This window comes from Duganella sp. GW821-FHT07F09 (assembly GCF_059418705.1).
Genome location: NZ_JBWKQJ010000002.1, coordinates 735031 through 749980, shown reverse-complemented (window position 1 = coordinate 749980; position 14950 = coordinate 735031). Strand labels below are relative to the sequence as shown.

General features: G+C 67.5%; 9 protein-coding genes. 4 read left to right on the top strand and 5 right to left on the bottom strand.

All coding sequences use genetic code 11. The features are described from left to right. Nucleotides 1–33: 33 nt before the first annotated feature. Nucleotides 34–4461, top strand: a complete 4428-nt coding sequence (locus AC07P1_RS08450) for an Lhr family helicase (protein WP_494695339.1) — start codon at nucleotides 34–36, stop codon at nucleotides 4459–4461. Nucleotides 4462–4485: 24 nt separating this feature from the next. Here the strand turns inward: AC07P1_RS08450 and AC07P1_RS08445 are convergent, their stop codons facing one another. Continuing rightward, nucleotides 4486–5250: an SDR family oxidoreductase gene (locus AC07P1_RS08445; protein WP_494695338.1), complete on the bottom strand. Its 765-nt coding sequence runs from the start codon at nucleotides 5248–5250 to the stop codon at nucleotides 4486–4488. Nucleotides 5251–5479: 229 nt separating this feature from the next. On the opposite strand from AC07P1_RS08445, the gene AC07P1_RS08440 reads away from it, so the two are divergent. Continuing rightward, nucleotides 5480–5686, top strand: a complete 207-nt coding sequence (locus tag AC07P1_RS08440; protein ID WP_494695337.1) for a hypothetical protein — start codon at nucleotides 5480–5482, stop codon at nucleotides 5684–5686. A gap of 9 nt (nucleotides 5687–5695) precedes the next feature. On the opposite strand, the gene AC07P1_RS08435 is transcribed toward AC07P1_RS08440, so the two are convergent. The 4 genes from AC07P1_RS08435 to AC07P1_RS08420 form a co-directional block, all read right to left on the bottom strand. Then, nucleotides 5696–7819: a phosphocholine-specific phospholipase C gene (locus AC07P1_RS08435; protein WP_494695336.1), complete on the bottom strand. Its 2124-nt coding sequence runs from the start codon at nucleotides 7817–7819 to the stop codon at nucleotides 5696–5698. Between the two features lie 218 nt (nucleotides 7820–8037). Then, nucleotides 8038–9474 (bottom strand): alginate export family protein, encoded by a 1437-nt coding sequence (locus AC07P1_RS08430; RefSeq protein WP_494695335.1) that lies wholly within the window; start codon nucleotides 9472–9474, stop codon nucleotides 8038–8040. After that, nucleotides 9461–10354, bottom strand: a complete 894-nt coding sequence (locus AC07P1_RS08425) for a VOC family protein (protein ID WP_494695334.1) — start codon at nucleotides 10352–10354, stop codon at nucleotides 9461–9463. The genes AC07P1_RS08430 and AC07P1_RS08425 overlap by 14 nt, the downstream gene beginning before the upstream one ends. A 221-nt stretch (nucleotides 10355–10575) precedes the next feature. Next, the gene (locus tag AC07P1_RS08420; protein WP_494695333.1) at nucleotides 10576–12708 is read right to left on the bottom strand and encodes an alpha-L-rhamnosidase-related protein; all 2133 of its coding nucleotides are present in this window, start codon (nucleotides 12706–12708) and stop codon (nucleotides 10576–10578) included. Between the two features lie 162 nt (nucleotides 12709–12870). Between AC07P1_RS08420 and AC07P1_RS08415 the strand changes: the two genes are divergently transcribed. Continuing rightward, a complete protein-coding gene (locus AC07P1_RS08415) occupies nucleotides 12871–13452 on the top strand; it encodes a TetR/AcrR family transcriptional regulator (protein WP_494695332.1) in 582 nt (193 codons plus the stop codon). Beyond that, nucleotides 13436–14857: a nitrilase-related carbon-nitrogen hydrolase gene (locus AC07P1_RS08410; protein WP_494695331.1), complete on the top strand. Its 1422-nt coding sequence runs from the start codon at nucleotides 13436–13438 to the stop codon at nucleotides 14855–14857. The genes AC07P1_RS08415 and AC07P1_RS08410 overlap by 17 nt, the downstream gene beginning before the upstream one ends. The last annotated feature ends 93 nt before the right edge of the window (nucleotides 14858–14950 follow it).

Below are 14950 nucleotides of genomic sequence, written 5' to 3'. Positions count from 1 at the left end.
CCCGCCCGACCTTTCCTTGCGTCATCATCGTCAATGAAACCACGTGAAATTATTGATATCTGGCACGACTTCCATCCCGCGGTGGCGGCGTGGTTCCGTGCCAGCTTCACCGCCGCCACGGAGGCGCAGCGGCGCGCGTGGCCGCTGATCCAGAGCGGCTCGCCGACCTTGATCGCCGCGCCGACCGGTTCCGGCAAGACCCTGACCGCTTTCCTGGCCGCCATCGACGCGCTGGTGCGCGAGAGCGGCGACACGCCCCTGCCGGACCAGACACGGGTGCTGTACGTGTCGCCGCTCAAGGCGTTGTCGAACGATATCCGCGTCAACCTGCTGGCGCCCCTGGAGGGCATCGACCGCGAGCTGGAGGCTATGGGGATGCCGCCGCACGGCATCCGCGCCGCCGTGCGCACCGGCGACACCACCCAGGCCGAGCGCAACGCCATGCGCCGCCGCCCGCCGCACATCCTGGTCTCGACGCCGGAGTCGCTGTACGTGCTGCTCGGCTCCGACAGCGGCCGCGCCATGCTGGCCGGCGTGCGCACCGTGATCGTCGACGAGATCCACGCCGTCGCCGGCGGCAAGCGCGGCAGCCATCTGTCGCTCAGCCTCGAACGGCTCGACGCCCTGTGCGGACGCCCGCCGGTGCGCATCGGCCTGTCGGCCACGCAAAAGCCGTTGTCGGCGGTGGCGCATTTCCTCGCCGGCGCGGGCCGCGACTGCGCGGTGGTCGACGTCGGCCACGTGCGCGCGCGCGACCTGGGGCTGGAGCTGCCGCCGGTGCCGCTGGAGGCGGTCATGCCCAACGAGGTGTGGGAACGCGTCTATGACCGGCTGGCCGAATTGACCGTCATGCACCGCACCACGCTGGTGTTCGTCAACACCCGCCGCATGGCCGAGCGCATGGCGCGCCACCTGGGCGAGCGCCTCGGCGCCGAACACGTGGCCGCGCACCACGGCAGCCTGGCCAAGGAATACCGGCTCGACGCCGAGCAGCGCCTCAAGCGCGGCGAGCTGCGCGTACTGATCGCCACCGCCTCGCTGGAGCTGGGCATCGACATCGGCGACGTCGACCTGGTTTGCCAGATCGGCTCCCCGCGCGGCATCGCCTCGTTTTTACAGCGGGTCGGCCGCTCCGGCCACCACGTCGGCGGCCTGCCCAAGGGCCGCCTGTTCCCCACCTCGCGCGACGATTTGATCGAATGCGCGGCGCTGCTCGACTGCGTGCGCCGCGATGAGCTCGACGCGCTGCGCATCCCGGTCGCGCCGCTCGACGTGCTGGCGCAGCAGATCGTCGCCGAAGTGGCCGGGCGCGAATGGCACGAGGACGAACTGTTCGACCTGGTGCGCGGCGCCGCACCGTACGCCGCGCTGGAACGGGCGCGCTTCGACGCCGTGCTGCGCATGCTCACGGAAGGCTATACAGGGCGCCAGGGCGTACGCGGCGCCTACCTGCACCGCGACGCCGTCAGCGGCACCGTGCGCGCGCGGCGCGGCGGCAAGCTGACCGCCGTCACCTCCGGCGGCACCATCCCCGACAACGCCGACTTCACCGTGGTGCTCGAGCCGCAGGGCCACAACATCGGCACCGTGCACGAGGACTTCGCCGTCGAGAGCCTGGCCGGCGACGTTTTCCAGCTCGGCAACACCTCCTACCGCATCCAGCGCGTGGAGGCGGGCAAGGTGCGGGTCGAGGACGCCCACGGCGCCGCCCCCAACATCCCGTTCTGGCTGGGCGAGGCGCCCGGCCGCAGCGACGAGCTGTCGGCCGGCGTGGCGCGCCTGCGCGGCGAGATCGACCGCCTGCTGGGCGAGAAGGAAGGCGCCGCCGCCATCGACCACGCCACCGGCTGGCTGTTCGAGCACCTCGGCCTGAACGAGGACGCGGCCGGCCAGATCGTCGACTACCTGGCCCGCGCGCGCGCCGCGCTCGGCGCGCTGCCGACCCGCGACACGCTGGTGATGGAGCGCTTCTTCGACGCCTCGGGCGGCATGCAGCTGGTGCTGCATACGCCGTACGGCAGCCGCATCAACCGCGCCTGGGGACTGGCGCTGCGCAAGCGCTTCTGCCGCACCTTCAACTTCGAGCTGCAGGCCGCCGCCACCGAGGACGCCATCGTGCTGTCGCTGTCGGACACCCACAGTTTTCCGCTCGACGAGGTGTGGCGCTACCTGCGCTCGGGCAGCGCCGAGCATGTACTGATCCAGGCGCTGCTCGACGCGCCGCTGTTCAACGTGCGGTGGCGCTGGAACGCCACCACCGCGCTCGCCCTGCCGCGCTACGCGGGCGGGCGCAAGGTCGCGCCGCAGCTGCAACGCATGAAGAGCGACGACCTGCTGGCCGCCGTCTTCCCCGACCAGGCGGCGTGCCTGGAGAACATCGTCGGCGAGCGCGAGCTGCCCAGCCATCCACTGGTCGACCAGACGCTCGACGACTGCCTGCACGAGGCGATGGACAGCGAGGGCTGGCTGGCCCTGCTGCGCCGCATGGAGGCGGGCGAGGTGCGGCTGCTGTCGCGCGACCTGCCGGCGCCGTCGCCGCTGGCGATGGAAATCCTCAACGCCCGGCCCTACGCCTTCCTCGACGACGCCCCGCTGGAGGAGCGCCGCACGCAGGCGGTCGTCAACCGCCGCTGGACCGATCCGGCCTCCACCGACGACCTGGGCGCGCTCGACGCCGGCGCCATCGAGGCGGTGGCCGCCGAAGCCTGGCCCGGCCCGCGCAACGGCGACGAGATGCATGAAGCGCTGATGTCGCTGGCCTGCGTCACCGAGGACGAGGCGCAGGCCGGCGACGGCTGGCGCGCGTTGCTGGCGGGGCTGGCCGCCGGCGGCCGGGCCACTCGTCTGCAAGGCGGCGGCGCCGACCTGTGGGTGGCGCTGGAGCGCCTGGCGTGCCTGCGGGCGGCCTACCCGGACGCCGTGGCCACGCCGGCGCTGGCGATACCGGAGCGCCTCGCGGCCAACGACGGCGACGAACCGTGGACGCGCGACGACGCGCTGGTCGAGATCCTGCGCGCGCGCCTGAGCGGCTTCGGCCCGCAACCGCTGGCCGCCATCGCCACCCCGCTCGGCCTGTCGGAGGGCGACGCCGCCATCGCGCTGGCCCGGCTCGAAAGCGAGGGCTATGTGATGCGCGGGCGCTTCACACCCGGCGCCACCGGCGAGGAGTGGTGCGAACGGCACCTGCTGGCGCGTATCCACCGCTACACCATCAAAAGCCTGCGGCGCGAGATCGAACCGGTCGAACGCCAGGATTTCATGCGCTTCCTGTTCGAGTGGCAGCACCTGGCCGAAGACGCGCGGCTGCGCGGCAGCGAGGCGCTGCCCACGATCCTGGCGCAACTGGAGGGCTACGAGGCGGCCGCCGGCGCCTGGGAAAGCGAGCTGCTGGCGCTGCGCATGCAGGACTACTCGATGCTGTGGCTCGACGACTTGTGCCGCGCCGGCAAGGTGGTCTGGACGCGGGTCGGCGCGCCCGCCAGCGCCGCCGGCGGCCCGGTGCGCGCCACGCCGCTGGTGCTGCTGCCGCGCCGCCAGCTCGGCCTGTGGCACGCGCTGCCGGCCGTCGCCGCCGAGGTGGAGGTGTCGCCGCGCGCGGCGCGCGTGCTCGAGGCGCTGCGGCGCGAGGGCGCGATGTTCTTCGACGAACTGTCGCGCGACGCCCGGCTGCTGCCGGTCGAACTGGAAACCACGCTGGGCGAGCTGGTGGCGACGGGGCTGGTCAACGCCGACAGCTACGCCGGTCTGCGCGCCATGCTGCTGCCGGCGAACAAGCGCGCCACCATGGACAAGCGCCGCCGCCGTGGCGCCGGCCCGACCATGGAGGAGGCGGGCCGCTGGGCGCTGGTACGGCGCGCCGACGGTGTCACCATCACCGAACGTTTCACCGGGTTGACCGTCGATGGCGGCGGCGGCGGCGCCGACGACGATGCGGCGGCGCCGCCCCAATCAACGGCGCAGGCGCGCAAGCCCACGCCGGCGGCGGCGCGCAGGCCGCGCACCGATCCGCAGACGCTGGAGCACATCGCCATGACGCTGCTGCGCCGCTACGGCGTGATGTTTTGGCGCCTGCTCGAGCGCGAGGCCGCGTGGCTGCCGCCATGGCGGGAACTGCTGCCGGTGTACCATCGGCTGGAGGCGCGCGGCGAGATTCGCGGCGGCCGATTCGTCGCCGGCCTGTCGGGCGAGCAGTTCGCGCTGCCCGAGGCGATTCCGCTGCTGCGCGAGATGCGCCGCCGGCCGCACGACGGCGGCTTCGTCGGCATCTCCGGGGTCGACCCGCTCAACCTGTGCGGCACCTTGCTGCCGGGCGACAAAGTGCCTGCGCTGGCCGGCAACCGCGTGCTGTTCCGCGACGGCCTGCCGGTGGCGGTCATCGTCGCCGGCAAATTCCGTTACCTGCAAACGCCCGACCCGGCCGAGCGCGAACTGCTGCACGCCCAGCTGGTCGCGCGCCGGTAACGCGGCGCCTGCCGCGGGCGCCGCCTAGGTGCGGTTGATCGAAACGCCGCCGTCGGCCACCAGGCAAGACCCGGTGGTGAAGCTGGACGCGTCGGAGGCGAGATAGAGCGCCGACTGGGCGATCTCCTCGGGCAGCGCCAACCGCTTGAGCGCGTGCAATCCTTCGACGAAGGCGAGCGCTTCCGGCGTGTTGCCGACCGAACGCCCCAGCGGCGTATCGGTGCCGCCGGGCAGCAGCGTGTTGGCGCGGATGCCGCGCGCCCCGTATTCGACCGCGATCACCCGCGTCAGGCCGACCAGGCCGGCCTTGCTGGCCGCGTAGGCGGCCATGCCGGGAAAGCCGACGCTGTGGCCGACGAACGTCGAGGTGAAGATGAGGGAGCCGCCGCCGCGCGCCAGCATCGCCGGGATCTGGTGCTTGGCGCCCAGGAAGGCGCTGGTCAGGTTGGTGTCGAGCACCTCGCTCCACGCTCCGGCGGACAGCTCGGCCAGCGGCAGGGCCGCGCCCAGGACGCCGGCATTATTGAAGGCGATATCGAGTCCGCCGAAGCGGCCGAGCGCCGTCTCCACCAGATCCCGCGCCAGCCGCTCGTCGCGGATATCGCCGGCCACGGCCACCGCCGCGCCGCCGCCGTGTCCGATCTCATCCACCAGCGCGTCGAGTTCGGCCTGCCTGCGCCCCGTCACCACCACCCGCGCGCCGTGCTGCGCGAACAGCTTCGCCGCCGCCCGGCCGATGCCCGAGCTGGCACCGGTAACGATTGCCACCTTGCCCGATAACCGATCCATGTCGACACCCTTTTTGAGTTGATAAGAATGGTCAGCATAGGAGGGCCGCGCGCGGCGCACTATCCGTTTATTGCTTTCGTTGTACGCGGTTGTGTCTGTGCGCAACCGCGCCATTCCGCAAACGTGTGACTTTCATCCAACGTTTTGATTTCCAACAAGAATCGTGCCGATCTGTTCCGTAGGGTTCGCTACGATGGCGGTTCAGCACCAGCTATCACAAAGGACACACATGGAATACTCGGACCTCAGCATCGCCATTCAGATCCGCATGCTTGCGGCGACCCGCCAAGCCGAAACCCTGCGCGCGCGCGGCAGCATCGAGCCCGATAGCGCCGACGCCAGGAAATGGATGGAGGAACACCATCTCCTGACGTTTGTTCCGCTGGTGATCCAGGAACTCAAACAGATCACCGAGATTATCAAGCAGGAATACTGACGGCCTCTTTCAGCCGATCATCGGATCGGTGCGGCTGGCCCGACCCGTTTCCACATGGCCGGCGACGCGGCGCAGCCATTGCGGATCGGCGTCGCAGGTGACGCTGAAGTCGTACCAGCCGAAGCTGCCCGCCAGCCCGCATGGCACCAGCAAGGTCTGGCCGGCCACCACGCGGTGACTGGCGGCCGGCGCGCCATAGGCGTTGTCGGTGATGGTGAAGCGGCAGGCCTTGCGACCTTCCAGATTCGACAGCACCAGGCTGATGTCGCCGCTGCTCCGGTCGCAGCGTGTCAACACTTCGGGACGCGCGCCGCCGGGGACGGCGAAACGGCCGGTGAACTGGCGCAGGTAGCCGTTGGCGCCGTGCGCACTGAGGTCATAGGCGGTGCCGGTCCAGTTCCACATTTCGTGGTCGATCTGCTTGCCCGCTTCGACCGTGTAATACCAGGGGCCGTCCTTGCGCACGCTCGAATACACAATGAAGGCCGCGCCGGCCTGGCCGCTGTTGGCGAAGCTTAGCTCGAACTGGCCGGCACCGGCCAAGCGCCCCTGCACCGACAATTCATACGGCAGCGCGCAGGCGGTGCGCGGCCCGCCGACGGCAGCGCGGGACTCCTGCCTGGGCAAGGTTTGCTCGGCCGGCGGCACCGGATACGGCTTGCCGGCGACGCGCCGGTCGGCCGCCGTCCTGGGCACGCTGGCGGGCCAGCCGCTGTTCGGCGTGCGGAAGTCGAAGGCCGACGTGAGGTCGCCGCAGACCGCGCGGCGCCACGGCGAGATGATGTCGCATCGAACCTTGTCGCGTGCCTGGCCGCGCGCCACCAGCCACTCCTCCAGGAAGCGCAGCTTGGAGGTGTGGTCGAACAGCTGCGAGCATACGCGCCCGCCTTTGCTCCATGGCGAAATCACCAGCATCGGCACGCGCGGGCCCAGTCCCACCGGCTCGCCGCGATAGGTCTCATGGACGCCGATGGCGGACAGGGTGGTCTTGCCCATGGCGGCGTTGAGCGGTGCCAGGTCGGAGGGCACGTGGTCGAAGAAGCCGTCGTTTTCGTCGTACATCAGCAGGAACACGGTCTTGGACCAGACCTCCGGATTGGCCACCAGCGCGGCCAGCAGGCGCGCGGTGATATTTTCGCCGGCGTTGGGTGAGTTGGGCGAATGCTCGGTGTAGTCGTTGGGAGAGCAGATCCACGACACCTGCGGCAGGCGGTTGTTGCGCACGTCGTCGGCGAAGGCGTTGACCAGCCAGTCGCCGGTGGTGCCGGAGGCGTTGGCGGCGGTGGAACCGGGCGCCAGAGCGCGGCCTTTGCGGTACAGCGGCGAATCGGCATCGAGGCGGGAGCCGTCGGCGTTGACGCGGAAGTTCTTGAAGTAGGCCAGGTAGTTGTCGCCGTAGTTGTCCCACTCCTGGTAGACCTTCCAACTGACCTGGTTCGCCTCCAGCACCTCGGCATAGGTGCGCCAGTTGGGCGCGCCGGCCATGACGCCGGGCGAGATGTCGTCCAGCGCCGGATCGCCGTTGAAGCGCTCCGCCTTGTCGACGTTATACAGCTTGCCCATATTGTCGATCCAGCCCTGGTTGCCGCCGGTGAGCGAGTACAGGCGGTTCGGATCGGTGGCGCCGAACACCGAGCAGTGATAGGCGTCGCAGATGGTGAAGGCGTCGGCCAGCGCGTAGTAGAACGGCAGGTCGGCCCGGTCGAAATAGCCCATGGCCTGCGGCGTCTTTTTCTGGACCCACGCGTCCCAGCCTTGCCAGCTGCTTTGCGATCCCTTCCACGAATGGTCGGTGCCGAGCGACAGCGCGCTGGTGTTGTTGGCGTCGAAATGGAAGGGCAGCACGTGGCCGCCCTTGCCGTCGGGCTGATACCATACCGGCCGGCCGTCGGGCAGCGCGATGGCGCGCGGATCGTTAAACCCGCGCACGCCCGACAAGGTGCCGAAGTAATGGTCGAAGGAGCGGTTCTCCTGCATGAAGATGACCACGTGCTCGACATCGGCCAGGGTACCGGTGGCGTTGTTGGCGGGGACCGCAAGCGCCTGGCGGATCAGGTCGGGAAATGTGGAGGCGGCGGTCAAGCCCGCGCCGGCGGCGGCGAGGCGGAGGAATTTGCGGCGGCTGATAGACATCGAAGACTTTCTGGTGCACGACAAGGACGTGCGGATCGAAAGATCATAGCCACCAAATATGACAGGCATATTGCACGCCAGACGACGCGTACATCTAAAACACGTAGGGCGGATTAGCGAAGCGTAATCCGCCAATGCTTGCGTTTCGACGGCTCACGCATTGGCGGATTACGGCGTTCCGCCTAATCCGCCCTACGTGATCCCCGGAGTCATCACTTTCACCAGCCGAACTTGAGCTCCATGCCCAGGTAGTTGGCGCTGCCGCCACCGGCGGCACGTAGGCTGTCGCCGGCCTGGAAATGCACCGCTTCGAGCGACGCCGTGACGTTGGGACTGACGACCCAGTCTGTGCGCAGCTGCGCGTAGGCGCCGGTCCAGCGGCTTCCCTGCCCCGCCGTGCGCGGCACGCCCGCCATGCTTTGCACGTAGACCGCGTCGCCCGTGGTCTGGCGCCATTGCAGGCCGACGGCCGTCGTGACGCTGAGCGCTTTCACCGGCTTGAGCGTGACCGACGGTTTCAGGTGAATCAGGTTGCTGTAGCCGGTCAGCCCGGCCAGCGAGAAGTAGTAGCCGTTGGCGAACAATGGATTGAAGGTGCCCAGCTTGCCATCGCCGGCGTGCTTGTCGCCGGAGGCCATGTCGAACTGCACGCCCACGCGCGGCGTCCAGGGCGACGCTGCGAAGGTGTAGCCGGCGATCGAGCCGATCGCCCATGACGACACCCGCTTGGCGCCCACCTGGCCGTTTTGCAGCATGCCCTCCACGTCCCAGTCGGCGTTGCCGGTCTTGCCGTTGTAGCGCACGTCGTAAACATCCCGGCGCTCGTCGCCCTGCGCGTCGAGGAAACGGGCGCCGTCGCGCCGGTAGCGCGAGTAGTAGCCGGACAGGTCGCCCGGCCCCAGTCCCTGCCGCTCCAGACGTATGCCGTTCAATGTGAGATGGCCGTTGGAATAGTCGTCGAAGTTGTCGACGCTGCGGTTCTGCACCGGCTGCGTGACGTAACCGATCAACCGCCATGGACCATGCTCCCAGTTGGCCCAGAGGCCATCGAACGCCTGACGCATATTCGGGCCGTCGCGCACGGCGATGAAGCGCTGCAGGTCGAAGGCCATTTCCTGCCGTCCCGCGCGCACCTTGATGGCACCATCGGCGGTGGGCACCACCACGGCCACGAACAGCTGCTCGACATCGAGCTTGTCCTTGTCCGGCGGCGCGATCGATTGCTTCTGAAAGGCGCGCGCGTCGACCAGTTGGCCGAACACCTGCACGTAACTGCCAAGCCTCAGGTCCGCGTGCACATTGGCGCGCTGGATCACGTAGCCGTCCGATGGCGCGCTGCCGGCGCCGAACAGCGGCGTGTCTATATGCTCATAGCGTTCGCGCAGGCCGCCACCGAGCGACAGATAGGACAGGCCGTCCGCGCCGAGCGGGAGGTATTTCAAGCCGTCGAGCGGCTGACGCGGCAGGCATGGGTCGGCCAGCACGTCCCAGTTCTCCATCCAGCGGTTGAAGCTGACCGACGGGCGTTTGACGTCGCATGCCGCCGGCGCGGAGGCATCTGCCCCCGGCGCCAACGTCTGCGCGCCGGCGGCGCCGCCGACGACCAGCGCCAGCACGCCGCCACAGCGGCGCAACGCCATGCTAGGGCGCGGCATCGTGGATCTCGCTGATATACCCGCCGGGGAACTGCAGCATGGCGCTGACATTGCCCTTGCTGGTCTTGTACGGCGGCGACAAAACAGTCACGCCATTGGCGGCCGCCTTGTTCAGGGTGGCCGCCATGTCGTCGACTTGATAGCCGGTGGTCTCCCGGCCGAATGGGAATGGCAATTTGCCGTCACTGACGAACACCGTCATCTTGCCGAATTTCGAGGTCAGGTGCACGCGGCGAATCCGCTCGCCCGCGCGGCCGATCTCGCCGCCGTCGACCTGCTCGTCGCTGGCCACCTTTGCATGTGCGAACTGCTTGAACTGGCCGATGAATTTGTCGGCCGAGACGCGCGAGACATACACACGGTTGTCCGGCACCGAATGCAGCGGCGCGTACGACGGCGCCTTGGTGTGCCAATACAGCTGCATGTTGACGCCGCCGGCCCACTGGATCAGCACATCCTTGCCGATAGGGTCGTCGAACGGTTCGACGGTGACGTCGGCGCCCGCCTCCACCGCCGCCTTGGTGGCGTCGTTGATGTCGGTGACCAGATAGCCCGTGCGTTCGGTGCCGAAGCCGTAAGGGATCGGCGTCTGGAAGGCGAACACCGACAGCATGCCCACCGGTGTTTGCACGTATTGCGACGCGGTCTTGCTCGGCGTCGGCGTGACGGTGAAAACCGCGCGCGGCGAAGCCTTGCCGCCGAAAGTGCCGACGAAGCTGTTGACGAAGGCGTCGATGTCGGCGTTTTGCACGTACACGTGGGTGGTGTCGTACTGCGGCGCGACGGCGACGTCCGGCGCGGCCATGGCCAGCGCCGGCAACGCCAGTGAGAAGGCCATGGCGTAAGCGGCGATACGGGTGCGGATGAAATGCGTAGTCATGTGAAGCTCCGAGAAATAGCGACGGACCGGGGCGGTCCGACCACGGGAAAAGCGGCGCTGTCGGCATCGACCGGGCCGGAATTCAGGTATCGGCAGTGGCGCGCTGGCGCGACTACTGCCGATTCACTATACGCAAGGCGCGTGTGGATTTGACCTCCCATCGGATCGGGGCGGTCCTATGCATTTCGTGTTGCTGCCATGGCGGCAAGCCCAAGCCGGCGCTAGCGCGCGTAGCTCACCACGTACTCCTTGCCGCCCTCCAGGGTCAGCTCATACGTCCCTTTGCCAAGGCTGCGGATGGCGCCCTGCCGGCTATGCGGCGTCTTGCCGCTGTTGAAGCGCAGTACGCCCTGGCCGCCGACGGTCGTCACTCTGATCTGCGTGTCGCTGGCGAACACCGCGATATCGCCCTGCGGCGTCGGCACCTTGCCTTCGATCCATTTGAGGCCGCCAAGCTTGGGCTCGACGACGTAGGTGGCGTACCCCGGGCCGGTCGGCCTCACGCCCAGATAGTATTTTCCCAGCAGGTAGACCGGGCTGGCGCCCCACGCATGGCACAAGCTCATGCCGAAGGCTTTGCCATACATCGCGTAGCGCTCCACGCCCTTCTGCTTGGGATCGTATTGTTCCCAGAAGCAGGTGGCGCCGTCGCGCAGCATGCCGCCCCAGTAATCTTTGATCTGGGTGGTGACATAGTCGTGCTGCCCGATCTCGGCCAGCGCGGCCAGTTCGTAAAAGCGCATGTAGGGCGTGGTGATGGCGGGAACCTTGTCGCTCATCAGCGCATTGCGCTTGACCGACTCGGTCTGCGCGGCGTCGAGGTAGCCGAACATCAGGCCGAACATATTCGGATGCCGGGTGACCATCCGGTTCACTTGCCCATTGACCCGGCTGTGGATGAAGACTTGTTTCTCCTTGTCCCAGAAAGTGGCCATGATCTTCGCCTTCAGCTCCGAGGCCAACTGGCGGTAAACCGCAGCCTTTTGTTGATCCTTCACCAGTTCGGCGCTGGCGGCCATCGACTCCAGGCTACGGGCGAACAGCAGCTGGATGACGCTCAGTTCGCCGTCCTTCGGCATGTCCGCCCAATCGACGAATACCCAGTCGCCCGGCAATCCTTCCAGCATGCCGTTGCCGTTGCGGCGGCTCAGGACGAAATCCATCAGCGTCACCATGCGCGGATAGACGCTTTTGACAAAAGCGGCGTCGCCCGTGTACTGGTAGTACTCCTGGATGCCGATGAACCAGTACAGCGAATAGTCCAGGATGGTGTTGATGTGCATGTCGACCGGATCGGCGCCCCTGAGGGCGCGCGTGGTGCGTTTCACCGTGTCGCCGTCGAAGAAGGAGTAGTAGTTCATCAGGTAGGTCTGCACCGCGTCGCCCGACCACACCCAATGATCGCGCTTGATGCCATCGAGGAAGAAGGCGCGCGTGTTCAATTCCAGCGTGCGGAGGGAGACGTCCCAAATCTTATTAAGCTCGGCGTCGGAGCTCTTGAAGGTGCCGCGCCGGGTCAACGGCAAGTATTCATACATCAGCGAGACGTCGTCGGCGCTCATGCCTTCGGCCAGCTGGATGTTGACGTAGCGGAGCGCACGCGATCGGTCGGAGACGAAGTCCCGGTTGCCGCCATCGACCGTGAAGTGGTCGAGCGTCTCGGATTGTTCGGGCGACAGCGCCTCCTCCTTCGATTCGCCGTAGTAGAAGGAGACCTTGCCGCTTCCCTTGAGGTTCTTCAGTTTGACGAAGCCGATCGTTTCCTGGCCAAAATCCACCAGCATGGAACGCGGGCCGCGCTCGATGCTGGCCGCCGGCACTTCCCTGGTCGCGAGCTGGAAGCGGGACGGGCGCTGGTCGGCGGCGTCGAAATTCCAGCTGCCGGCCAGCACGGCGTTGCTGTCCTCGGGCTGACGGTTGGGGGCGGCGGCAACCGTCCACGAAGAGTCCGAATGGATGGTCTTGCCTCGCACATAGATGGAGGGCGGCGCCGCCGCGTTGTGCACCTGCACGCTGATCAGGTGCTTGCCGGCCGGGACCAGGATGCGGCGCTGGTCGCCCTGGACGAAGCGGCCGTCGATGACGGTGGCGTGCGCGCCTTCGGCGTCGACGGTGATCTCCTCCGGCGCGTCCAGATCCACCCGCCGCGTGAAATGGATCAGCGGCTGGTGTCCATACAGACGCCAGAACGGCATGAAATAGGCATCGCGCTCGTTACGCTTGACCTGCAGCTGGTTGCTGAGCCAGATCTCGAAGTCGCCGGGATACCAGATCCACGTGGCCCGTTCCTGGGCGTGGGCGGTAAAGCAGGAAAGCGAGATCGCGATCCCGCAAATGATGGAAATTAAACGCATGGCGGTATCGCATCCTCTTCGGCGGCCGAGCGGTGAGTATAGCGACGTTCGTTTATCGATAACTTTCATCCTCGACACTCAATTAAATAATCACTCCCTTGAGCGAAACCTTGGCCGGCGCCATCGATTGACAAGTTGCCCATCCAAGTATACGCTGTATACATGAGTGAGCAAAACACATCAACCAAGATCCTGGCGGCGGCGCGCGCGCTGCTGGAGCGGGAAGGCGCCGACGAGGTCAGCATGCGCCGCGTCGCCGACGCCGTCGGCATCACGCCGATGGCGATCTACCGCCACTTCGCCAATCGCGATGCGCTGTTGAAGGCCGTCGCCGACGCGGCCTTTCTGGAGGTGGCGCAGGAATGGGCCACGCGAGCACGGCATCCGGATCTGATGCACGCGTTGCGACACTCGATGGAAAACTACCTCGACTATGCGCTGCGGCATCCGCATATGTTCGACTTCAACTTCTCGGTAGCGCGCGACGACGCGCGCCGCTTTCCGGAAGACTTCCGCGCCCGCTGTTCGCCCACGCTCAATGTGGTGGCCGACATGCTGACCGAAGCGATGCGGCAGGGCCTGCTGCGCGAAGGCGATCCGTGGGACATCGCCATGACCTTGTGGGCGCAGGCGCACGGCTTGATCGCCCTGTACCGCGCCGGCCGCTTCAGCTACGACGAGGAACGGTTCCGCGCCTTCTATCTGCAATCCATAGGAGTGGTGTTCGATGGCATCGTCCGCTAACCGTTCTGTCGTGTGGGCGGGAGCCGCCGCGACCATCCTGTCCGGCACCGCCTGGTGGTTTGGCACGGGGCTGCATCCGCAAGCTTGGCTGACCTGGCTTGCGCCATTGCCGCTGTTAATGCTCGCGCCGCGCGTGCGCTGGCAGTACACGGCGCTGGCCGCACTGTGCGCGGGCGCTTGCGCCGGTCTCAACCTGTGGCACTACCTGATCAAGGTCATCGGGCTTCCGCTGCCGGTGGGGGTGATCGCCGCCCTCGGGCCCGCCGTGACGTTCGCGCTGGCCTTGTTGCTGTTTCGCCGGCTGTGGCTGGTGCGGCGGTATGCGGCGGCGGCGGTGGCGTTTCCGTCGTTGTGGGTGGCGGTGGACTACGTGTCGTTTCGTGGTTCGCCGCACGGCACCTTCGGCAGCCTGGCTTACAGCCAGCTGGACGTGCTGCCGTTCGTGCAGGTGGCCAGCCTGGCCGGTATCTGGGGCGTTTCGTTCTTCCTGCTGTTCGGGCCTGCGGCGCTCGCCATCGGGCTGATGCCGGGGCCGGACCGGCGCCAACGGCTGCTGGTCACAGGCACGGCGTTCCTCCTGTTGGCGGCGGTGTTCGCCTTCGGCTTCGCCCGCTTGCAGGCGCCGGCGACCGGCAGCATGCGCATCGGGCTCGCCTCGATGCCGGGAAAACTGCGTCCGGCGGTGGATTCAGCTGAGGGGCAAGCCATGCTCGGGCGTTATCTGGCCGCCATCGATACCCTGGCGGCGCAGGGCGCGCAAGCGGTGGTGCTGCCCGAAACCGTGCTCGCCACGGACCAGGCGACGATTCCGGAATTTGCTGCCAGCGCGGCGCGCAACAAGGTGACGATCAACGTCGGCGTTGCCGTCAAGGATGCCGCGCGGGGGCAGCGCAATAGCGCGCTGGCCTTCGTACCCAATGCGGCGGCGCCGGTCGGCTACGCCAAGCACCATCTCATTCCAGGGTTTGAGGATCAATACAAGCCGGGCGCGGACTACGCCATGCTGCCGGGCACGCGTACCGGGCTGGCGGTGTGCAAGGACATGGACTTCCACGACACCGCCCGCGCCTACTCGGACCGGGGCGCCAACTTGTTGCTGGTGCCGGCGTGGGACTTCGCGGCGGATGGGCGCATGCACAGCCGCATGGCCGTCATGCGCGGCGTCGAGAATGGATTCGCCATCGCACGCGCCGCTTTGCGTGGCAACCTGACTTTGTCGGACGATCGCGGCCGCATCGTCGCGGAAACCTCGGACGAGCTTGGCGATGCCACCTTGATTGGCGAGGTGGCGTTGCATGATTCCCGCACCTTGTACGCGCGCTGGGGCGACTGGTTCGCTTGGCTCGCCATCGCCGCAGCCACGTTTGGCGGAGCGCTGGCAGTGTCACGCGGCAAGACCGCCTGATTCCACAAGGCATTCCTCCACACATCGCCAACACAAAGCACCGCGCACACGGTGATATAGCGTACAGAACAGCTTGCCACAACGTCGCACACT